Here is a 20,325-nt window from a genome sequence, read left to right on the forward strand (position 1 = left end):
GCTTAGCGTCCTGCGGCCGCAGTGGCCAGGGCTGCCAGGGTGTCGCTGGCGCGGGGGATTTCGACGTCGCGCATGGCTTGCTGCAGTTGTTGCAGTTGCTGGGCCACCGCCTGGGTGCGGCGGGCGCTGGTGTCGAAGTATTTGTGGATGGCTTCGCCGGCCGATGCCAGGTCGTTGCGCGAGGCCGGCATTTGCCGCGCCAGCAAGGCCAGGCGCGCGTTCATCAGGCGCAGCTTGAGGTTTTCGCGCAGGAAAAAAGCTTCGCTGGGCGAGAGCAGCACGGCGTCCGGGTAATCAATGCGGCGCACGCGTACCAGGCTGCGGGCCTCGTCGTGCACGGCGTTCCAAACTGTACCCAGCGCGGTAGACCACCAGCTGGGCGCGGCTTCTTCGGCCTCGTCTTTGCTGGCAGCGTCTTTGTTGGCGCCATTGTGGCTGTGGCTGTTGCTGGGCTTGCGAGCCGGGGCAGTGCGGCGGCCAGTATTGGTGGCTACATCGTTTTGCAGCGGCAGCTCGTCGACCTGGCGCAGCAAATCGTCCAGACGGGCCAACAGGCCGGCAGTGTCCAGCGATTTGCTGACGGCGATGCGGTCCAGATCGCGGGCAATGGCGCGTTCGAGCGGGGCCAGGCGTGGCTGGGCCGACGCAGCTACGCGCTGCTGCGCGGTTTTGAGCGCAGAGACCAGCGGATCAGGGCTGCCGCTGAGCTGGGTTTGTTGCGAGGCAAAGCGGATCGCTCCTTCAATGTCGCCCACCAAGTTGTCGTCGCGGCTGCGCGAGAGGCTGCGCATCAGCTCTTCGAGCTGGCCGCGTTGCAGCGCTACTTCGCCCACGCGGGCTTCGAGCACCGACATGCGCGATGCGGTGTCGCGCGATGCGTCTTCGGCCTGACGGGCCAAGGTGCGTGCTTCTACCGCTTGGCCGCGCGAATCGGCACTTTGCAGGGCGAGTTGCTGCTGGATATTGTTCAGCCGTTGCCACAGCATGACCGAGCTGACCACGGCCACGGTGGCGGCCACGCCCAGGACGACCGAGGTCCAGACCCAGGCGGGGCTGCGGTTGGCGGGCACGGTGGCGCCCGTGGCCGTTGCGGCCGCAGTGGCGGCGGCGCTGTCGGTGACGGGGGAAGTGCTGGCTGGCGTGGCAGTCGAGGAAAGAGGAGCCGGGGCTTGCTCTGGCGGCGTCATAGCCCTGATTCTAACGACGCCAGGACGTCTGCCAGGGCTGGACGGCATGGCTTGACAGGGGCAAAACCAGCCTGCTGCGCCGCTTGGGCTATGCGTGGATGCGTGGCCAGCGCGGCCCGGCCGGTCAGAGCAGAATCGCCGAATTTGTTGCGCAAATGCATCACTGCCTGCGAGCTGCTGAACAGCCAGACGCTGCCATCGGCCAGCGCGGCCTGCGCCAAAGCGGTTTGTGCATGGGTCCAGGCGGGAGGCTGGCGCTCATACACGGCCACAAAATCCACGCCCACACCGGCTGCTTGTAATTGCGCGGCGAGCCAGTTGCGGCCATTGCCACCGGCTTGCTGGCTGCCATCGTCTGCGCCGCGCACGATGAGCACGCGCTGGCCGGCTGCAGCCATGGCAGGTGCTTGTGTTGCCACTTGGGCCCAGAGCGATTCGGAATCGAGCTGCTCTGCGCCGGGCGCAGGCTGGTCGATCCACTCTGCTGCCACACCTTGCGCCATGGCAGCACGGGCCGTGCCGGGGCCAGGGCTCCAGACGCGGGTGGGCTGGGCGCTGGGCGCTTGTCGGTTGATCGCCTGTGCAGTGGCGGCGTCAAAAAAATACTGCGCGGCATTGCCGCTGACCAGCATGATGGCGCCGTAGCGCTGCCATTGGGCGCGGGCTTGGGCGGTGGCTTGCTGGTCAGCCGGCAAGCTGGCCGGGCCGATCTCGATCAGCGGCAGCGCTTGCGCCTGCACGCCCTGGGCCCGCAGTTGCTCGACCCAGCGGTCGGCCTCGGGTTGCGGGCGGGTGACGATCAGCCGCGGCAGGGCCATGCTCAGCGGCGCACTTGCGCGCCAGCGGCTTGCAGTTGTTGCGCTACTTGCAGGCCCAGTGCGTCGGCGCTGGCCAGATCGGTGACGGTGGCGCTGGCGGCGGCGCGTACCAGGGCGGCATCGGGCTTTTGCTCGTCGCCCCAGGCGGCACGCAGGTGCAAGGTGTTGCCCTGCCATTCGCCGTGCGCGGCCAGCGGCATGGAGCAGCTGCCGCCCATGCAGCGGCTGACGGCGCGCTCGGCGGTGACGGTTTGCCAGGTGCGGCTGTGCGCCATGCCGGCGAACAGCTCCACCAGGTCTTGCCGGTCGGCGCGGATCTCGATGCCCAGCGCGCCTTGGCCGGCTGCGGGCAGCATGGTGTCGGTGTCGAATTCGTAGCGGATGCGCTCGTGCATTTGCAGGCGCTTGAGGCCGGCGGCGGCCAGCACAATGCCGTCGTACTGGCCTTCGTCGAGCTTGCGCAGGCGGGTGTTCACGTTGCCGCGCAGGGGCTGAATGTCCAGATCGGGCCGCAGTGCCTTGAGCAGTACCTGGCGGCGCAGGCTGGAGGTACCCACCACAGCGCCCTGCGGTAAATCCTCCAGGCGCGCGTAGCGGCCCGAAACCCAGGCGTCGCGCGGGTCTTCGCGCTCCAGCACGGCGGCCAGCGCAAAGCCGGCGGGCAGCTCCATCGGCACGTCTTTGAGCGAGTGCACGGCCAAATCGGCTGTGCCGTTTTCCAGTGCGGTTTCCAGTTCTTTGACGAACAGGCCTTTGCCGCCCACCTTGGACAGGGTGCGGTCCAGAATCTGGTCGCCGCGCGTGGTCATGCCGAGCAACTGCACCTGGTGGCCCAGCTTTTGCAGCAGCTGCTGCACATGTTCGGCCTGCCACAGGGCAAGCTGGCTTTCGCGGGTGGCGATGGTCAGAGATAAGGAGGTCATGGACATAGCGCCGCAGGCGGAAGGCGGTTACCGCCGAGTTACCAGCGATAAGCGCAAAAAAGCGGCTCGAAACAAGTCACAAAAAGCAATCTTCGATGCTAGCATGTGCGGCGCTGTGATGAGCACAGTGCGGATTCCGCTTTGCACGCGCACAGCCAGCGCATGGTTTTGCCCTGTTTCCATCCCTCTCTCTCTGTTTCCCTCCGTTCATGACCACTGCCAGCAAAAAAGACACCAACGCAGTTGCCAAAACTGCAGCGCGCAAACCCAAGAGCGCCGATGCATCGGCGACGCAAACCATCAGCCGCCGTGCCGACAAGGACCAGCCGCTGATCGAGGATATTCGCCTGCTGGGCCGCATTCTGGGCGATGTGATTCGCGAGCAGGAGGGCCAGGCCGCGTTTGACCTGATCGAGCAGGTGCGCCAGCTGTCGGTGGCCTACCGCCGTAACGACGACCAGGATGCCGAGAAATCGCTCAAGTCCCTGCTCAAGAACCTGTCGGGCGACCAGACGGTGAGCGTGATCCGCGCCTTCACCTACTTCTCGCACCTGGCGAACTTGGCTGAAGACCGCCACCATATCCGCCGCCGCGAAGTGCACGAGCGCGCTGGCAACACGCAAGAGGGCAGCATTGAGGTGGCGCTGGCGCGGCTGCGCTGGGCGGGCATTCCCGTCAAGGCGGTGGCCGATACGCTGGCGCACAGCCTGGTGTCGCCGGTGCTCACCGCGCACCCAACCGAGGTGCAGCGCAAAAGCATTCTGGATGCTGAGCGCGCCATTGCCGCCTTGCTGGTGGCGCGCGACGACATCGTGCAGCGCGCCCAGCTCTTCAACAGCAGCAAAGACACGCTCACGCCGCGCCAACTGGCCGACAACGAGCTGCAGCTGCGCTCGCAAGTGACCCAGCTGTGGCAAACGCGCTTGCTGCGCTATTCCAAGCTGACGGTCGAGGACGAGATCGACAACGCGCTCTCGTACTACCAGGCCACCTTCCTCACCGAAATCCCCAAGCTTTATGCCGAGCTGGAGCGTGAGCTGGGTGAGCGCGATCTGGCCAACTTTTTGCGCATGGGCCAGTGGATTGGCGGCGACCGCGACGGCAACCCCAACGTCACCGCCAAAAGCCTGCAAGAGGCGCTGCGCCGCCAGTCCGACCTGGTGCTGCGCCACTATTTGACGGAAGTGCACTACCTGGGCGGCGAGCTGTCCATGTCGCAACGCTTGGCGGGCACCGCATCGGCGCTGCAAGCACTGGCCGCCCGTTCGCCCGATACCAGCCAGCACCGCGAGGATGAACCTTACCGCCGCGCCTTGATCGGCGTGTACGCACGCCTGGCTGCTACCTTGAAGAACCTGAGCGGCGGCGACGCAGCACGCCACGCCGTGGCGCCGCAGAACCCGTATTTGCAAGCCGACGAGCTGCTGGCCGATCTGCGCGTGATCGAAGATTCGCTGCGCGACAACCATGGCCGCGCCTTGGCTGAGCAGCGCCTGTCGCCGCTGATTCGCGCCGTGCAAGTGTTCGGCTTTCACTTGGCTACGGTCGATCTGCGCCAAAGCTCGGACCAGCACGAAGCCGTCTTGACCGAACTGCTGGCCACCGCTGGCCTTGAGGCGGATTACTCCGGTTTGAGCGAAGCGGCCAAGCGCGCCTTGCTCATCAAACTGTTGTGCGATGCCCGCCCGCTGCGTGTGGTGGGCGCGCAGTACAGCGACAAATGCAAAAGCGAAATGGCGATCTTCGAGCGCGCCCAGGCTTCGCTGCAGTTGTACGGGCGCGATGCCATCCGCCACTACATCATCAGCCACACCGAAGCGGTGAGCGACCTGCTCGAAGTGCTGCTGCTGCAAAAAGAAGTGGGCCTGCTCAACGGCCGCATTGACGACGGCCAGTCGCAAGCTGCTCTCATCGTGAGCCCGCTGTTCGAAACCATTGAAGACCTGCGCAACGCGGCAACCATCATGCGCGAGTATTACTCGCTGCCGCATATTGCGCAGCTGATTCAGCGCAGCGGTGCCGAGCAGGACATCATGCTCGGCTACAGCGACAGCAACAAGGATGGCGGCATTTTCACCAGCAACTGGGAGCTGTACCAGGCCGAGATTTCGCTGGTGGCGCTGTTCGACGAGCTGAGCAAGGCTGCACCCGTGCAACTGCGCTTGTTCCACGGCCGTGGCGGCACCGTGGGCCGTGGCGGCGGCCCCAGCTACCAGGCCATCTTGGCGCAGCCGCCAGGCACGGTGCGCGGCCAGATTCGCCTTACCGAGCAGGGCGAAGTCATCGCCTCGAAATACGCCAACCCCGAGATCGGCCGCCGCAACCTGGAAACTCTGGTGGCCGCCACCTTGGAGGCCACCTTGCTGCAACCGACCAAGCCCGCCAGCCAGGCATTTCTGGACGCGGCCGCTGATTTGTCGGCCGCCAGCATGGCCGCTTACCGCGAACTGGTCTACGGCACCAAGGGCTTTGAGAGCTACTTCTTCAGCTCCACGCCGATCCGCGAGATTGCCGAGCTGAACATTGGCTCGCGCCCCGCATCGCGCAAGGCCAGCCAGCGTATTGAAGACCTGCGCGCCATCCCCTGGGGCTTCAGCTGGGGCCAATGCCGCCTCACCTTGCCAGGCTGGTACGGCTTTGGCTCGGCCGTGCAGGCCTTTGTCAGCCAAAGCGGCAAAACGCCAAAAGCGCAATGGGCGCTCTTGCAAAAGATGTACCGCCAGTGGCCGTTCTTCCGCACTTTGCTGTCGAACATGGACATGGTGCTGGCCAAGAGCGATCTGGCGCTGGCATCGCGCTACAGCGAGCTGGTGGCGGACACGCGCTTGCGCAAGCGCGTGTTCCAGGCGATCGAGGCCGAATGGCAAAGCACCGCCGAAGCCCTGGCCCAGATCACCGGCGAGCAGAGCCGCCTGGCCAACAACCCGGCGCTGGAGCGCTCCATCCGCCACCGCTTCCCGTACATCGATCCGCTGCACCACCTGCAGGTGGAGCTGATCCGCCGCTGGCGCAATGGCGAGGACAACGAGCGCGTGAAAACCGGTATCCATATCTCGATCAACGGGATCGCCGCGGCTTTGCGTAATACGGGTTGAGTGTTTTTTGCCAGTCAAGAATGCACCTTTCGGGGTGCATTTTTTATGGCTCGGTGAGGCGTTGCGGACCAATGACCGGCCTCCATCTGCGCGAAGCACAAACGCACTCGTCCACAGGCGAAGAAGCGCTGTCGATGGCGCGACGCCATACAGTCGCGTCACTTGATAGCTGCATGCTATTATTTGCCGCTATTTTGTGCGGTAAATCAATCTATAGACTGAGGGGATGGGCGGATGAGCAAGATGACCTGGGTGGCGGCTGCGGTCGCGTTGGTGGTGGCGGGTTATGGCGCGGGAACCTGGTACAGCGGCGACCAGACGCAAAAGGCCTTTGCCGAAGCGGCGGCCGAATTGCGCCATGCCGTGGGCAAAGAAGCGGTGGTCACGGAGAGCTACGAGAAGGGCTTTTTCTCGTCGCAAGCCAAGTGGGTGCTGGAGTGGACGCCTCCACCCGCCAAGACGGATGCTGCAGAAACCGATGGCGGTGAGGCAAAGCCTGCAGCGCCTGCCACGCCGTCCAAACCCATGCGTTTGGTGATGAACAGTGATATTCGCCACGGCCCCTTAGCCGGCGGCAAACTGGCTGCTGCGGTGGTGGAATCGCGCTTTGCGTTGGAGGGCTTGGACGAGCAGGCTAAGCAGCCTTTCGCCAAAGCCAGCATGCCTACCCTGACGGGCGTGCGTCACTACAGCGGCAGCAGCGATTGGCTCTTTGCCTTGCAAGCGGGTGAGGCGGCGGACAAGGGCGTTACGGTGCGTTGGGCGGATATGGCATACGACGTGTCGCTGGCCAGTGACCAGAAGACGATCCGTGGCGAGTTCAAATGGCCGGAGCTGGTGATTGCCGGCTTGTCCAAGCCCGCTGCCGAAGATGAGCTGGATCTGGAGCTGGAAGAAGACGACGAAGAAGCGGCCAGCGAGGCCAAGGCTGCGGTTGCCGCAGCAACGCCCGCTGAGCAGATGACGATTGCCGTCAAGGGCATGGGCGGCTCTTTCAACACCGTGATGATCGATGGACTGTGGGGCGTGGGCCCGGGCAAGATGCAAATGCAGGTGGCGAGCGCACAGGTGATCAACCAGAAGGCGGATGGCCAGCCTGAGACCGTAGCCGAGTTCATAGACATCACCGCCGACACCACCATGGAAGCGGATGCCAAGACCTTGAGCATCAGCAACCACGTCAAGAGCGTGGGCCGCATTGGCCCGCTGGCGTTCGAGTCGCTGGGCTATGAAGAGAAGATCCAGCGCCTGGATCTGGACGCGCTGCGCAGCTTCCAGCAAATGCTGCTGGAAGGCTACCGCAGCGGCGGCTTGGCCAAAGCGCTGGAGCCTTCGGAAGAGCAGATGGCGGCGCTGATGGAAAAGAACGCGCCCAAGCTGGTGGCCGCTTTGCCCGCCTACCAGATGAAGCTCAAGGCCAGCTACCAGGGCAATGCCGGCGAAGTGGAGTACGGCGCCGAGGTGCTGAAGGCACCTTCGGCCGAGCAAGTGGCCGAAACGGGTTGGATGCCAGCGCTGCTCAAGGGCTCGGCCCTCAACGCCAGCGCCCGCCTGCCCAAGGCCTGGCTGGCCAATATCGCCAAGGCCAGCGGCCAGGAAGTGGGGCCGGAAGAAGTAGACGCCATGGTGGAGATGGTCACCGGCATGGGCTATGTCCGCGTGGAGGGCGATTTCCTGACCAGCAGCCTGATGGTCAAAGACGGCAAGATGAACCTGAACGGCGTGGTCAAGCCGTTGCCGATGGGGTTTGGCGAGTAAGCGTTGCAGTCATGGCGCTTGACAACGCCATCGCTGTTTAGCTTCTTCGCCGAAGCGCGGCAGCGCGAATCTGCTTGCTGCTTTTCACAGGTTGGTTGTTTAACTGGCGTTAGCGGGCATTGCATGCAGCTGCTGGCCGGGTCTCGCCCCGGCAGGCGACCGACTTTCTTGCTGCACGTCCGGTGTGCCGGCCCAGAAGAAAGTAAGCAAAGAAACGTGCCCTACATCCAGCGTCCCCGAAAGCTTCGCGTAGCGAATCTTTCCGGGACGCTGGCTGAAAGGGGTGGGGAGGGACATCCTGAACAGCCAACAGCCAACAGCCAACAGCCAACAGCCAACAGCCAACAGCCAGCAGCCTGCGAGAGCTGCGTCACTAGCTTGCCGCTGAGCTCCAAGCTCCAGCAGCAAGCACAGAAAAAAATCATCCCTTTTCCACGGGGCGCGATGCATCGCTGCACCACTCGCTCCAGCTGCCGGCAAACAGCGCGGTGGGCGCGTAGCCGGCAAGCTCCATGGCGATCAGGTTGGGCAGGGCGCTGACGCCGCTGCCGCATTGGTGCACCACTGTTGCCGGGTCGCGTTGGGCGAGCAGGGCATCGAACTCGGCGCGCAATTCGGCGGCGGGTTTGAAGCGGCCGTCGGCGCCGATATTGGTGCTGAACAGGCGGTTGAGCGCGCCTGGAATGTGGCCGGCCACCGGGTCGAGCGGCTCCACTTCACCGCGATAGCGGGCGGGCGCCCGGGCGTCGATGACGGTTTGCGCGCTGCCCAGCGCTTGCTGCACCTGGTTGGCGGTGCGCAGCTCGCGCAGCGGCGGGTTCAGCTCGAAATTGCTTTGGAAGTGGCTGGTGGGCTTGCCGCTTTCGACCGCGCCGCCGGCGGCTTGCCAGGCTTGCAAGCCGCCATCGAGCACGGCGACGGCATCGTGGCCCGCCCATTTCAGCATCCACCACAGGCGGCCGGCGTAGTTGACGCCGTTGCGGTCATACACCACGGCCTGCATGTCGTTGCGAAAGCCGATTTGCGAGAGCCAGGTGGCGAACACCTCGCGTGTGGGCAGGGGGTGACGGCCGCCCGATGCATTGTTGATGACCTTGCCGGTGCCGTCGTGCGGCGCGCTCAGGTTTTTGTCGAGATTGGCGTAGAGGGCGCCGGCAATATGCACTTCGTCGTACTGCGCCTCACCGGCGAGCGGCTGGGCCAGCTCGAAACTGCAGTCGAACACCATGACGTTGGCGGCCTGGTTTTGCAGCAGGGCTTGCAGCTGCGGCACGGTGATCAAGGTGGTGTAGGGCGTAGTGGTCGTCATGGCTTGCTCCAAATTTTCTGGCAGCCATTATGGAGCAGCGCACCGCCGCTGCGAAAGCCGCTTGCCCGCTTCAGCTTCCGGCCCTACCGGGCTAGCGTTTGCGCAGCACGGTGGCGACGATGCCGCTGCCCACGATGAGCGCCATGCCGATCCAGCCGATGGTCGGAATGTGGTCGCCAAACACCACGATCGAGGCCAGCGCGCCAAAGACGATGCCCGAGTACTGCAGGTTGGCCACCACCAAGGTGGCGCGGCGCGTGGTGGCACTGGCGTAGGCCATGGTCATGAAAAGCTGGCCGCCCGTGGCCAGAATACCGATGGGAATGAGCCACAGCGCCGGCCAGCCGGGGAAGGGCGAGGCGCCGGTGAACACCATTACCAGCCCGCCGGCTACGGCCGAGCCGAGCGCAAAGTAGAACACCACGCGTTGCTCGGGCTCGCCAATGCGCGACAGTGCCACCACCTGCATATAGGCAAAGGCCGAGAGCAAGCCGGAGAGCAGGCCGATGATGCCGGCAAACAGCTGGTCGGCATCCATGCTGGGGCGCAGCATCAAGAGCACGCCGGCAAAGCCGGTGATGACGGTGAGTACCAGCGGGATGTTGAGCGCTGGCTGGTCGCCCTCGGCCTTGGGGCGCCAGGCCATGAGCGCGCCGCCCACCACAAAGGCCGCAACCCACAGGCTGCTCATGTAGTTGAGCGTCATGGCGGTGGCCAGCGGCAGTTTGCCGATGGAGTAGAACCAGAAACCCATGGAGATGACGCCGATGAAGCTGCGCCAGGTGTGCATCAGCGGGTATTTGGTGCCCAGGCTGACATGGCTGCGCTTGGCCAGCCACCACAGCAAGGCCATGCTGATGAGGCCGCGGTAGAAGATGATTTCTTGCGCGCCAAAGTAGACCGATGCGAACTTGATGCACACCCCCATGAGCGCGAAACAAAAGGCGGCGGCCACCATCCACAGGGCTTGCATCGGAGAGACTTTGTAATGAAAAAAAGCTGCTAGTGCTTGAATGTCAAGCGCTAGCAGCTATGGTTTTGATAGTTGTCAGGGCAGGGTTGCCGGCCTGTCAGCGGGCCGGTACAGCGTCGCCAATCATACCGCGATACCACTCGTGGAAGTGCTGCATGCCGTCTTCCATGGGGCTTTGGTAGGGGCCCACTTCGTTGTCGCCGCGCTCGAACAGGGCCTTGCGGCCCGCATCCATGCGCTCGGCGATTTCGTCGTCTTCGATCGCGGTTTCCATGTAGGCCGCGCGCTGCGCCTGCACAAACTCGGGCTCGAAGGCACTGATTTCCTCGGGGTAGTAGAACTCGACCACATTCATGGTCTTGTCCACGCTGATCGGGTGCAGCGTCGATACCGTCAGCACATGCGGGTACCACTCCACCATGATGTGCGGGTAGTAGGTGAGCCAGATCGCACCGTGCTCGGGCATTTGGCCGTTGCGGTAGTTCAGCAGCACCTCGTGCCACTTCTTGTAGATGTCCGAGCCCGGTTGGCCAAAGCTCGGCGCCACGCCCACGGTTTGCACCGAGTACTCTTTGCCGAACTCCCACTTCAGGTCATCGCAGGTGACGAAGTTGCCGAGGCCAGGGTGGAAGGGGCCGACGTGGTAATCCTCCAGATAGACCTCGATAAAGGTCTTCCAGTTGTAGTTGCACTCGTGCATTTCCACGTGGTTGAGCACAAAGCCGTCAAAGCTCAAGGCGGCGGCCGGGCCCATGCGGGCGAGATCGGCCTGGATGTCGCGGCCGTTGTCCTCGAACAGCAGGCCGTTCCACTCGCGCAGGCGGTAGTTGTTGAGGTTCAGGCAGGGGTCGTGGCTGAAGTGCGGCGCGCCCAGCAGCTCACCGCTGGGGCTGTAGGTCCAGCGGTGCAGCGGGCAGACGATGTTGCCGCCGGCACTGCCTTTTTGCTGGTGGTTGAGCGAGCCGCGGCCCTTGAGCATCACCGCCTGGCGATGACGGCAGACGTTGGAGATCAGCTCGGCCTGGCCGCTGGCGTTGCGCACCAGCGCCCGCCCTTCCTTTTCATGCGGAAGGGCGTAGTAATCGCCAATCTCGGGGATCGCCAGCTGGTGACCCACATATTTGGGGCCGTGCTGGAAGATGGTTTGCATCTCGCGCTCAAACAGCGCTTGATCGAAGTAGCTTGAAACTGGAAGTTGGCTTGCGGCCTGCTGCAGTTGAAGACTTAAATCAGACATGGGTGACCTGACCTAAAGACTCCCCACAGGGAGGGTGCGCGTGCGCACGAATTCAAAAAAATGAAAACCGGCAGCAACAACAAAGGATGGCCGGTTTCGCGAGGAATGGGATTATATCCAGTGGGGTTATTCCCGTTTGCTTTATGCGTGAATTGGCAGCGGCTGGCTCAGGCCAGCGCCTCCAAGGGCGGCAGTTCAGCGCGGTGGATTCTAACAAATTGATAGCTGCAGGTGCTTGTAAAGCTTGTGTTTAGTGCTGGTTTTTGCAGAAAAAAGGCGGCCCAGGCTGTCGCTGGCAGGATTGCTGACAGCACCTGCGCCCAGGCGGCTGCGCAGAGCGCCTAAAATCAGCGGTTTCCATTCACAGCCCAGCGGCCCCACCGCTTGCCGAGCCCGCCCATGCCCAAGGCCACTGCCCCCCAGGCGATTGCCATGCCTGATTTGCCCGAACCCGCCAACTACGAGAGCGCCTTGCAGGAGCTCGAGAGCCTGGTGGCGCGTATTGAATCGGGCCAGCTGCCCTTGGCCGACATGCTGGCGGCCTACCAGCGCGGTGCCGTGTTGCTGGCCTTCTGCCGCGCTCGGCTCGAAGCGGTGCAAGACCAGATCAAGCTCTTGGACGACGGCCAGCTCAAGCCCTGGGCAGGCGAGGAACACTAGAAACAATGACAGCAGCGCACGATAACTTTGCACAGTGGTGCAGTGACGAACTGGCCCGCGTGGAAGCGGCCCTTGGTCAATGGATTGCCGCCGATGCCCCGGCCGGCCTGGGCCAGCCCATGCGCTATGCGGTGCTCGACGGCGGCAAACGCCTGCGCCCGCTGCTGGTGCTGGCGGCAGCGCAAGCGGCAGGCGCGCTGAGCACGGCGCAGGCCGAAGCTGCTTTGCGTGCCGCCTGTGCGGTAGAGCTGATTCATGCTTATTCGCTGGTGCACGACGACATGCCTTGCATGGACAACGATGTGCTGCGCCGTGGCAAGCCCACCGTCCATGTGCAGTTTGGTGAAGCGCAGGCCTTGCTGGCTGGCGATGCCTTGCAAGCCCTGGCTTTTGAGCTGCTCGTGCCCGAAGGCCGCGGTATTGCGGATGCCATGCAAGCCAAGCTGTGCCGCCAATTGGCGCTGGCAGCAGGCTACAACGGTATGGCTGGCGGCCAGGCGATTGATCTGGCCAGCGTGGGCAAGCGCCTGACGCAGCCCGAGCTGCAGCAAATGCACAAGCTCAAGACCGGCGCGCTTTTGCAAGCCAGTGTGGAAATGGGTGCTACCTGCGCCGGCATCACCGGTGCCACGCTGGATGCGCTCAAGACCTACGGCGCCGCTTTGGGCCTGGCTTTTCAGGTGATCGACGATGTGCTCGACGTGGTGGCCGACTCTGCCACGCTGGGCAAAACCGCCGGCAAGGATGCCGACAACGACAAGCCCACCTATGTTTCGCTGATGGGCCTGGATGCCGCCCGCGCCTACGCCAACGAGCTGCTGGCCGAGGCGCAAGCCGCGCTGGCTGGCTCGGGCCTGGCGCAGCCGCGTGCACTGGCGGCACTGGCCGACATGGTGGTCAAGCGCTCCCACTGATACTGCGAATGCACCGCCGCAGCACTGCAGCTTGCGGCAGTTGCTACCATAGTCGCCTGCGATTTTGAAGAAAAACAGGCTGTTGCGCGTGCCAATGCCCAATAGTCAGCCATCTAATTTTTGTTATGCCCACGAAGAACTTTCCACTGCTGGCCACCGTCAACGATCCGGCGGATCTGCGCAAAATGTCGCGCGCCGAGCTCAAGACGCTGGCGCGTGAGCTGCGGGAGTTTGTGCTGGAGAGCGTGTCGCAAACCGGCGGCCACCTCAGCTCCAACCTGGGCACCGTCGAGCTGACCATTGCATTGCATGCGGTCTACGACACGCCGCGCGACCGCTTTGTCTGGGACGTGGGCCACCAGACCTATCCGCACAAAATTCTGACTGGCCGACGCGACCGCATGGGCAGCCTGCGCCAGTTGGGCGGCATCTCGGGCTTTCCGCTGCGCAGCGAGAGCGAGTACGACGCCTTTGGCACGGCGCACTCGTCCACCAGCATCTCGGCCGCGCTGGGCATGGCCGAAGCCTCCAAGCTGCAGGGCAGCAACCGCCAGGCCGTGGCGATCATCGGCGACGGCGCAATGACGGCCGGCATGGCCTTTGAAGCGCTCAACAACGCGGGTGTGTCGGATGCCAACCTGCTCGTCATCCTGAACGACAACGACATGAGCATCAGCCCGCCGGTGGGCGCGCTCAACCGCTACCTGGCGCAATTGATGAGCGGCCAGTTCTACGCCAAGGCCCGCGGTGTGGGCAAGAGCGTCTTGAAGCAAGTGCCGCCGCTGCTGGAGCTGGCCAAGCGCATCGAGCAGCAAGCCAAGGGCATGGTGGTGCCGGCCACCATGTTTGAGCAGTTCGGCTTCAACTACATCGGCCCGATCGACGGCCATGATCTGGATTCGCTGATCCCTACGCTGGAGAACATTCGCCAGCTCAAGGGCCCGCAGTTTCTGCACGTGGTTACCAAAAAAGGCCAGGGCTACAAGCTGGCCGAGGCCGACCCGGTGGCCTACCACGGCCCGGGCAAGTTCGATCCGGCCATCGGCCTGGTCAAGCCGGCTACGCCACCCAAGCAAACCTTTACCCAGGTGTTCGGCAGCTGGTTGTGCGACATGGCGGTGAAAGACGAGCGCCTGGTGGGCATCACGCCGGCCATGCGCGAAGGCTCGGGCATGGTCGAGTTCCACAAGCGTTTCCCCAAGCGCTATTTCGACGTGGGCATTGCCGAGCAGCACAGCGTCACCTTTGCTGGCGGCCTGGCTTGCGAAGGGCTCAAGCCGGTGGTGGCTATCTATTCCACCTTCTTGCAACGCGCTTACGACCAGTTGATTCACGACGTGGCGCTGCAAAACCTGCCCGTGGTGTTTGCGCTGGACCGCGCTGGCCTGGTGGGTGCCGATGGCGCTACGCACGCCGGCAATTACGACATCGCCTTTACCCGCTGCATCCCCAACATGAGCGTGGCCTGCCCGGCCGACGAGCGCGAAACGCGCCAACTGCTGAGCACCGCCTTTGAGCAGAACCACCCCGTCACCGTGCGCTACCCGCGTGGCAGCGGCGCTGGCGTGGCACCGCTGGAAACACTGGATGCGCTGCCGTTTGGCAAGGGCGAAATCCGCCGTCAGGCCCAGCCCGCCGTGGCCGGTAAGCCGCGCATTGCGATTCTGGCTTTTGGTGCCTTGCTCTACCCGGCCTTGCAAGTGGGCGAGCAGATCAACGCCACGGTGGCCAATATGCGTTGGGCCAAGCCTTTGGATACCGAGCTGCTGCAGCAATTGGCGCAAACCCACGATGCGCTGGTGACGGTGGAAGACGGTTGCGTCATGGGCGGCGCAGGCAGCGCCGTGCTGGAAACCTTGCAGGCCATGCGCATGGAGGTGCCGGTGCTGCAACTGGGCTTCAAGGACGAGTTCATCGAACACGGTGACCCGGCCAAGCTGATGGCGTTGCAAGGCCTGGATGCTGCCGGTATTCAGCGCTCCATCAGCGAGCGCTTTGGCAGCCAGGCGGCCGCCGCGAGCGCAGCGGCCTGAGCCCCCATCGGGGTGCCCTGCAAGCGCAATACCCTTCATCGCCCCAAAGCCCGGCCAATGTGCCGGGCTTTTTTCATGACGCTTTGAACCTGCTGCAAACCCTGTGCGGTATTTCGACGAAAACAGCATTTGGTGTGGCGCAAAACCGCCATAATCGGATCGCCGTTTTGCGGGAAAACCCCCTCAAGTCACCTGTGCAACCATTTCTACAATTTGCAGACCGAAAACAGGTTCGCGGCTGTGGCACGATAGCGGCTGCAACAAACGGTGAGCGGCGCCCACATCAAGGCGTCTGCTGCTTTTAACAATCAAACGGAGAGACAGAGATGGACCGTCGTTCCCTTATCAAAAATGCTGGCATTGCTGGCGTATTGGCCGCTGGTGTGGCCCCTGCCGTGCATGCCCAGGCGGCAGTGCGCTGGCGCCTGGCTTCCAGCTTTCCCAAGTCGCTGGACACCATCTTTGGTAGCGCTGAAAAGCTCTCCGCCGCCGTCAAGGCCATGTCCGGCGGCAAGTTCGAAATCTCCGTGCACCCCGCTGGCGAGCTGATGCCCGCTTTCGGTGTGGTCGATGCGCTGCAAGGCGACACCATCGACATGGCGCAAACCGCCGCTTACTACTTCACCGGCAAAGACCCGATCTTCGCTTTCAGCTGCGCTGTGCCTTTTGGCCTGACCACGCTGCAAATGTCGGGTTGGAAAGACCACGGCAATGGCCGCAAGCTGCTCGACGCTTTCTTTGAAAAGTACAACTTCAAGACCGCATCGGCCGGCAACACCACCACCCAGATGGGCGGCTGGTACCGCAAGGAAATCAAGACCGTGGCCGATCTGAAGGGCCTGAAGATGCGTCTGGGCGGCGGCGTGTTCGGCGAGGCCATGGCCAAGCTGGGCGTGGTGGCGCAAAACATGCCTGCTGGCGATGTGTACCAGGCGCTGGAAAAGGGCACGCTGGATGCGGTGGAGTTCGTTGGCCCGTACGACGACGAAAAGCTGGGCTTCAACAAGGTCGCTCCGTTCTACTACTACCCCGGTTGGTGGGAAGGTTCGGCCGATCTGGAGTTCTTCATCAACATCAAGAAGTACAACGCGCTCTCGCCCGAGAACAAGGCCATTTTGGATGCCGCTACCCGCGTGGCTGCTGCCGACATGACCGCCAAGTACCAGGTGCTGAACCCCCAGGCCATCAAGCGCCTGGTGGCCAACAAGACCCAGCTCAAGCCTTTCCCCAAGGAACTGATGGACGCTGGCTTCAAGGCCTCGATGGAAGTGTTCGCCGAGCACGAAGCCAAGTCGCCCGAGTTTAAGAAGATCCACCAGGACATGCGCGCCTTCCAAAAGGACCAGATCCTGTGGAACCGCTTCTCGGAGTACCCGTTCAACCAGTACATGGCACAAGCCAAGCTGCCTTAAAGCAGCGGCTCGCCAGGCCTGGAAAAGGCTTGGCATCGCCTCAAAAAAGCCGCAGTTCGCTGCGGCTTTTTTCATGGCCATCCCGGCATTGCGGGAGCGCGATTCGGTTTCTCGTTGCTTGCTGTCTTTGGCTGGTAGTTTTTTAGCTGCTGCTGGCGGCATTGCTGGCCGCAGCTGGTCGGGTCTTGTCCTGGCTGGCCAGCTCCGTACTTGGGCGGTCAATAGCCTGCGTGTCGTGCCAACAAGAGCCTCACCAGTCGGCCGCCAATGCTCTGTAAAAACAGGCACCAGGTCCAGGCCCACCTGGAATGAAAGATGAAAAAAGCCCCGGCGAACCGGGGCTTGGTTTTGGGGCAAGTGCGCTTACTTGGCCGCTGGCTCGGTGCCCAGCGATTCTTGCAGGGCCTTGGCCGGGTCGTCCGAGCCGTAGCCGCCTTCGGCCGCTGGAGCGGGCGAGGGTGCTGCGCCGTCGCTGCCTGCGGCTGGCGCATCGGCCGGCGTGTCGTTGCTCTCCGGTGTGGCGAATGGATTGTCGCCATAGCCGCCGCCAGAGTCGTTGAGCTGCTGCATCATCTCGGCGTTGACCTTGTTCATGTCGACCTCGACCTTTTTGTCGAGCGCGCCAGTCACGATGCCTGGGAAGGCGATCAAGGTACCCACCATGACCAGCTGCATCAACACAAACGGCACGGCGCCCTTGTAGATCTGCATGGTGGTCACCGGCTCGATCACCTTGTGTGTCACGCGGTCCACATACTGCTTGTCGGGCGCCACCGAGCGCAGGAAGAACAGTGCAAAACCGAACGGCGGGTGCATGAACGAGGTTTGCATGTTCACGGCCAGCAGCACGCCGAACCAGATCAGGTCGATGCCCATCTTCTCCGCCACCGGGCCGAGCAGTGGCACCACAATGAACGAGAGCTCAAAGTAGTCCAGGAAGAAGGCCAGGAAGAAGATCATGATGTTCACCACGATCAGGAAGCCGGTCTGGCCGCCGGGCAGGCTGGTCAGCAGGTGCTCCACCCACTTGGGGCCGTCGGCCGCCTGGAATACCAGCGAGAAGGTGGTGGCGCCGATCATGATGAACATCACAAAGCTGGCCAGCTTGGTGGTGGAGCCCAGCGCTTGCTTGAGCAGGCTCATGTTCAGGCGCTTGCGGGCAAAGCCCATGATCAGCGCGGCCATGGCGCCCATGGCGCCGCCTTCGGTAGGCGTGGCAATACCCAGGAAGATGGTGCCCAGCACCAGGAAGATCAGCAGCAGTGGCGGAATCAGCACAAAGGTAACACGCTCGGCCAGCTTGGACAGCAGGCCCAGTTTGAAGATGCTGTTGATCGAGGCAATCACGAAGGCGATGAAGGTGCCGCCGCACATGGCGGTGACGATCTTTTCGTCGGTGGCCACGTCGGTGACCAGCTTGCCTTCCCACCAGGTGTGGATGTCAGCCATGTGGCTGGCAAGGAAGATCGAGACTGCGGCCGAGATGGCCATCACCACCACCAGCGAGGTGTAGCCGCCGCTGCCATTGGCTTCGCGGTAAATGCGTGCCTCTGGTGGCAGGGCCGGCACCATCTTGGGCTTGAAGACGGCCAGCGTCATGACCCACAGCACATACAGGCCCATCAGCATGAAGCCGGGGATGAAGGCGCCCTTGTACATGTCGCCCACGCTCTTGCCCAGCTGGTCGGCCATCAGAATCAGCACCAGCGATGGCGGAATGATCTGCGCCAGCGTGCCGGATGCGGCAATCACGCCCGATGCCAGGCGGCGGTCATAGCCGTAGCGCAGCATGATGGGCAGCGAGATCAGGCCCATCGAGATCACCGAAGCGGCCACCACGCCGGTGGTAGCTGCGAGCAGCGCGCCCACAAAAATCACCGCCAGCGCCAAACCGCCGCGGATCGGGCCGAACACCTGGCCGACCGTGTCGAGCAAGTCCTCGGCCATGCCCGAGCGCTCCAGAATCAGGCCCATCAAGGTGAAGAAGGGCACGGCCAGCAAGGTGTCGTTGGCCATGATGCCGATCAGGCGCTGGGGCAGCCAGGCCATCACCGAGCTGGGGAATACGCCCAGCTCGATACCCAGAAAGCCGAACATCAGGCCGGCAGCGCCCAGGCTGAACGCCACCGGAAAGCCCAGCAGCAAAAAGCAGATCAGGCCCGCGAACATGATCGGGGCGTAGTTGGTAGTGAGAAATTCCATCAGTGTCTCCCGCTACCGCTCAGGCTTTGCCAGCACTGGCTTGCTGGGCAGCCAGGGCTTGTTGTTGTTGTTTGAGTTCGGCTTCGGCGCGCAGGGCCTCGGCCAGCTCTTCCTCGGCGCTCTTGTCGCTGAGCTTGCCCATTGGATCGGGGCCGTCTCCGCTGAGGAAGGCAATGCGCTTGATCAGCTCGGAGATACCTTGCAGCAGCAGCAAAGTAATACCCACGGGAATGGCAGCCCATACGGGCCAGCGGATCAGGCCACCGGGGTTGCCCGAGACTTCGCCCGACTGGTACATCTGGATCACCACCGGCATCGACAGCCAGAGAATGGTCAGGCACAGCGGCGTCAGGAAGAAGGCGAAACCGATGATGTCGATCCACACCTGCGCCTTTTTCGACAGGCGCGAGTTGACCACATCAATGCGCACATGCTCGCGGTGCAGCAAGGTGTAGCCAGCGGCGATCAGAAACGACCAGGCAAACAAATACCACTGCACCTCCAAAAAAGCGTTCGAACTGGTGTCGAACGCTTTTCGAACGATGGCATTGGCGGCGCTGATGAAGGTGGCGGCAAATATCAACCAGATGGAATATTTGCCGACGAAGGCATTGAGCCTGTCGATGGCCCTGGATAGGGCAAGTAAAGCCTGCATGGTGTCTCCAATGGATGGCTATTCCGAGAAGCTGCGCTTGCTCGCCGGTAAGCGGGCGTACGCATTGTGAAAAAGCACTGATTTTACGAATCGCAACCTGGTTTCTTGCGTGACTTGTTGCATGGACGATCAGGAAATAAAAATATTTTTTCCTGACAGCCTGAAAAACAAGGGTAAGTACTAGGGTTTGCGCGCCTCATCAGCGTTTCCTGCTATCTATTTTTGCAGTTTGAAGGCCAGGCCATCTCCGGTCTGACCCCTAGCCGGGCTCTGTTATTGAGCCAGATCGGGACGCTGTGGCAACAGCGCCGGCCTGCCGATCTGGTTACAATCGCGCTCGACCCGTTGTGCCCTGGCTGACGGCTGGCGCTGCGGCGCTGGCAAAAGGGGCGGGCGGCCCAGTTTCTCTTTCCCTTTTCTTTGTCTTAATGCACCCTGTGGTGCTTGGAGTTTGACAGTGAGTTCCTCGCAAAACAATGACAGTGACGAGCGCTTTGCCTTGGGCCTGGTTTTTGCCCTGATCACCCTGGTGGTGCTGAGCGTGCTGTGGTTTGGTGCCTATAAGGGCATCCACGGTGCCAAGTCGGCCAAGGGCGCAGTCACTGCCGCCAAGGTGCAGACCGGTGAGCCTAGCCGCGCATCGGTAGGCCCCGTTGCCGCCGCCCCAGCGGCTGGTGCAACGGCTGATGCCAATGCCCAAGCTGCTGGCGCCGCAAATGGCGCTGCTGCAGGCGCTACCGCTGGCGCTGCCGGTTCTGCCGCTGCCGCTGCCGCTGGCGACGATGCTGCCCGCGTGCTGATCGAAAACGGTGTGGTCAAGTTCTTCTTCGCTACCGGCAAGGCCGAGCTGGCTCCTGGCGGCAACGAAGCCCTGGCCGATGTGGTGGCAGGTATCAAGGCCGGCCAACGTGGCGTGATCTCGGGCTACACCGACGCTACCGGCGACGCCGACAAGAACGCCGAACTGGCCAAGCAACGTGCCTTTGCCGTGCGCGACGCGCTGGTGGCCCTGGGCGTGAGCGAAGACAAGCTGGAGCTCAAGAAGCCCGAAGCCGTGGAAAACGCTGGCAACAATGCGGCTGCTCGCCGTGTGGAAGTGGTGCTGGCCAAGTAAGCGGCTTTCCTCTCACAGCAAAAAGCCCGGAGCGA

At 63.0% G+C, this 20,325-nt stretch carries 15 protein-coding genes; 7 read left to right on the forward strand and 8 right to left on the reverse strand.

Annotation, left to right across the window (positions count from 1 at the left end):
- Positions 1–2: 2 nt before the first annotated feature.
- The 3 genes from ACFIQF_RS13390 to hemC are packed head-to-tail and all read right to left on the reverse strand — an operon-like array spanning position 3 to position 2,928.
- A complete protein-coding gene (locus ACFIQF_RS13390; protein WP_393943534.1) occupies positions 3–1,187 on the reverse strand; it encodes a uroporphyrinogen-III C-methyltransferase in 1,185 nt (394 codons plus the stop codon).
- Complete coding sequence (locus ACFIQF_RS13395) at positions 1,184–2,005, reverse strand: uroporphyrinogen-III synthase (RefSeq protein ID WP_393943536.1); 822 nt, start codon at positions 2,003–2,005, stop codon at positions 1,184–1,186. Before ACFIQF_RS13395 ends, ACFIQF_RS13390 begins: the two co-directional genes overlap by 4 nt.
- A gap of 2 nt (positions 2,006–2,007) precedes the next feature.
- Positions 2,008–2,928, reverse strand: coding sequence for a hydroxymethylbilane synthase (hemC, locus tag ACFIQF_RS13400; RefSeq protein ID WP_393943538.1), 921 nt, complete (start codon positions 2,926–2,928; stop codon positions 2,008–2,010).
- 209 nt (positions 2,929–3,137) lie between these two features.
- On the opposite strand from hemC, the gene ppc reads away from it, so the two are divergent.
- Positions 3,138–6,023 carry a phosphoenolpyruvate carboxylase gene (gene ppc / locus ACFIQF_RS13405; protein WP_393943540.1) on the forward strand — a complete coding sequence of 962 codons (2,886 nt, stop codon included), beginning with the start codon at positions 3,138–3,140 and terminating at the stop codon, positions 6,021–6,023.
- Between the two features lie 234 nt (positions 6,024–6,257).
- Positions 6,258–7,781: a DUF945 family protein gene (locus ACFIQF_RS13410; RefSeq protein WP_393943541.1), complete on the forward strand. Its 1,524-nt coding sequence runs from the start codon at positions 6,258–6,260 to the stop codon at positions 7,779–7,781.
- A 421-nt stretch (positions 7,782–8,202) separates the two neighbouring features.
- On the opposite strand, the gene ACFIQF_RS13415 is transcribed toward ACFIQF_RS13410, so the two are convergent.
- From ACFIQF_RS13415 to ACFIQF_RS13425, 3 genes are all read right to left on the reverse strand, one after another.
- Positions 8,203–9,090: a sulfurtransferase gene (locus ACFIQF_RS13415; RefSeq protein WP_393943543.1), complete on the reverse strand. Its 888-nt coding sequence runs from the start codon at positions 9,088–9,090 to the stop codon at positions 8,203–8,205.
- Between the two features lie 91 nt (positions 9,091–9,181).
- A complete protein-coding gene (locus tag ACFIQF_RS13420) occupies positions 9,182–10,063 on the reverse strand; it encodes a DMT family transporter (protein WP_393943545.1) in 882 nt (293 codons plus the stop codon).
- A 97-nt stretch (positions 10,064–10,160) separates the two neighbouring features.
- On the reverse strand, positions 10,161–11,300 hold the full coding sequence (locus tag ACFIQF_RS13425) for an aromatic ring-hydroxylating oxygenase subunit alpha (protein ID WP_393943547.1): 1,140 nt from the start codon (positions 11,298–11,300) through the stop codon (positions 10,161–10,163).
- Positions 11,301–11,699: 399 nt separating this feature from the next.
- On the opposite strand from ACFIQF_RS13425, the gene ACFIQF_RS13430 reads away from it, so the two are divergent.
- The 4 genes from ACFIQF_RS13430 (at position 11,700) to ACFIQF_RS13445 (ending at position 16,319) form a co-directional block, all read left to right on the forward strand.
- Positions 11,700–11,960 (forward strand): exodeoxyribonuclease VII small subunit, encoded by a 261-nt coding sequence (locus tag ACFIQF_RS13430; RefSeq protein ID WP_393943549.1) that lies wholly within the window; start codon positions 11,700–11,702, stop codon positions 11,958–11,960.
- Positions 11,961–11,965: 5 nt separating this feature from the next.
- Positions 11,966–12,874 (forward strand): polyprenyl synthetase family protein, encoded by a 909-nt coding sequence (locus ACFIQF_RS13435; RefSeq protein WP_393943551.1) that lies wholly within the window; start codon positions 11,966–11,968, stop codon positions 12,872–12,874.
- A 125-nt stretch (positions 12,875–12,999) separates the two neighbouring features.
- Positions 13,000–14,907: a 1-deoxy-D-xylulose-5-phosphate synthase gene (gene dxs / locus ACFIQF_RS13440; protein WP_393943553.1), complete on the forward strand. Its 1,908-nt coding sequence runs from the start codon at positions 13,000–13,002 to the stop codon at positions 14,905–14,907.
- A gap of 326 nt (positions 14,908–15,233) precedes the next feature.
- Positions 15,234–16,319, forward strand: a complete 1,086-nt coding sequence (locus tag ACFIQF_RS13445; RefSeq protein WP_393943555.1) for a TRAP transporter substrate-binding protein — start codon at positions 15,234–15,236, stop codon at positions 16,317–16,319.
- A 363-nt stretch (positions 16,320–16,682) separates the two neighbouring features.
- On the opposite strand, the gene ACFIQF_RS13450 is transcribed toward ACFIQF_RS13445, so the two are convergent.
- Positions 16,683–18,521 (reverse strand): TRAP transporter large permease, encoded by a 1,839-nt coding sequence (locus ACFIQF_RS13450; protein ID WP_393943556.1) that lies wholly within the window; start codon positions 18,519–18,521, stop codon positions 16,683–16,685.
- A 19-nt stretch (positions 18,522–18,540) separates the two neighbouring features.
- Positions 18,541–19,176 (reverse strand): TRAP transporter small permease subunit, encoded by a 636-nt coding sequence (locus ACFIQF_RS13455; RefSeq protein WP_393943558.1) that lies wholly within the window; start codon positions 19,174–19,176, stop codon positions 18,541–18,543.
- Between the two features lie 457 nt (positions 19,177–19,633).
- Between ACFIQF_RS13455 and ACFIQF_RS13460 the strand changes: the two genes are divergently transcribed.
- Positions 19,634–20,290 carry an OmpA family protein gene (locus ACFIQF_RS13460; protein WP_393943559.1) on the forward strand — a complete coding sequence of 219 codons (657 nt, stop codon included), beginning with the start codon at positions 19,634–19,636 and terminating at the stop codon, positions 20,288–20,290.
- Positions 20,291–20,325 lie beyond the last annotated feature (35 nt).

Origin of the sequence: Comamonas trifloxystrobinivorans (assembly GCF_043359985.1) — a bacterium.
GTDB lineage: Bacteria > Pseudomonadota > Gammaproteobacteria > Burkholderiales > Burkholderiaceae_C > Comamonas > Comamonas trifloxystrobinivorans.

What these genes read in the sequence shown, in the direction of transcription:
- ACFIQF_RS13390 (WP_393943534.1), bottom strand. Translation starts at nt 1,187, where the DNA reads ATGACGCCGCCAGAGCAAGCCCCGGCTCCTCTTTCCTCGACTGCCACG.
- ACFIQF_RS13395 (WP_393943536.1), bottom strand. Translation starts at nt 2,005, where the DNA reads ATGGCCCTGCCGCGGCTGATCGTCACCCGCCCGCAACCCGAGGCCGAC.
- hemC (WP_393943538.1), bottom strand. Translation starts at nt 2,928, where the DNA reads ATGACCTCCTTATCTCTGACCATCGCCACCCGCGAAAGCCAGCTTGCC.
- ppc (WP_393943540.1), top strand. Translation starts at nt 3,138, where the DNA reads ATGACCACTGCCAGCAAAAAAGACACCAACGCAGTTGCCAAAACTGCA.
- ACFIQF_RS13410 (WP_393943541.1), top strand. Translation starts at nt 6,258, where the DNA reads ATGAGCAAGATGACCTGGGTGGCGGCTGCGGTCGCGTTGGTGGTGGCG.
- ACFIQF_RS13415 (WP_393943543.1), bottom strand. Translation starts at nt 9,090, where the DNA reads ATGACGACCACTACGCCCTACACCACCTTGATCACCGTGCCGCAGCTG.
- ACFIQF_RS13420 (WP_393943545.1), bottom strand. Translation starts at nt 10,063, where the DNA reads ATGCAAGCCCTGTGGATGGTGGCCGCCGCCTTTTGTTTCGCGCTCATG.
- ACFIQF_RS13425 (WP_393943547.1), bottom strand. Translation starts at nt 11,300, where the DNA reads ATGTCTGATTTAAGTCTTCAACTGCAGCAGGCCGCAAGCCAACTTCCA.
- ACFIQF_RS13430 (WP_393943549.1), top strand. Translation starts at nt 11,700, where the DNA reads ATGCCCAAGGCCACTGCCCCCCAGGCGATTGCCATGCCTGATTTGCCC.
- ACFIQF_RS13435 (WP_393943551.1), top strand. Translation starts at nt 11,966, where the DNA reads ATGACAGCAGCGCACGATAACTTTGCACAGTGGTGCAGTGACGAACTG.
- dxs (WP_393943553.1), top strand. Translation starts at nt 13,000, where the DNA reads ATGCCCACGAAGAACTTTCCACTGCTGGCCACCGTCAACGATCCGGCG.
- ACFIQF_RS13445 (WP_393943555.1), top strand. Translation starts at nt 15,234, where the DNA reads ATGGACCGTCGTTCCCTTATCAAAAATGCTGGCATTGCTGGCGTATTG.
- ACFIQF_RS13450 (WP_393943556.1), bottom strand. Translation starts at nt 18,521, where the DNA reads ATGGAATTTCTCACTACCAACTACGCCCCGATCATGTTCGCGGGCCTG.
- ACFIQF_RS13455 (WP_393943558.1), bottom strand. Translation starts at nt 19,176, where the DNA reads ATGCAGGCTTTACTTGCCCTATCCAGGGCCATCGACAGGCTCAATGCC.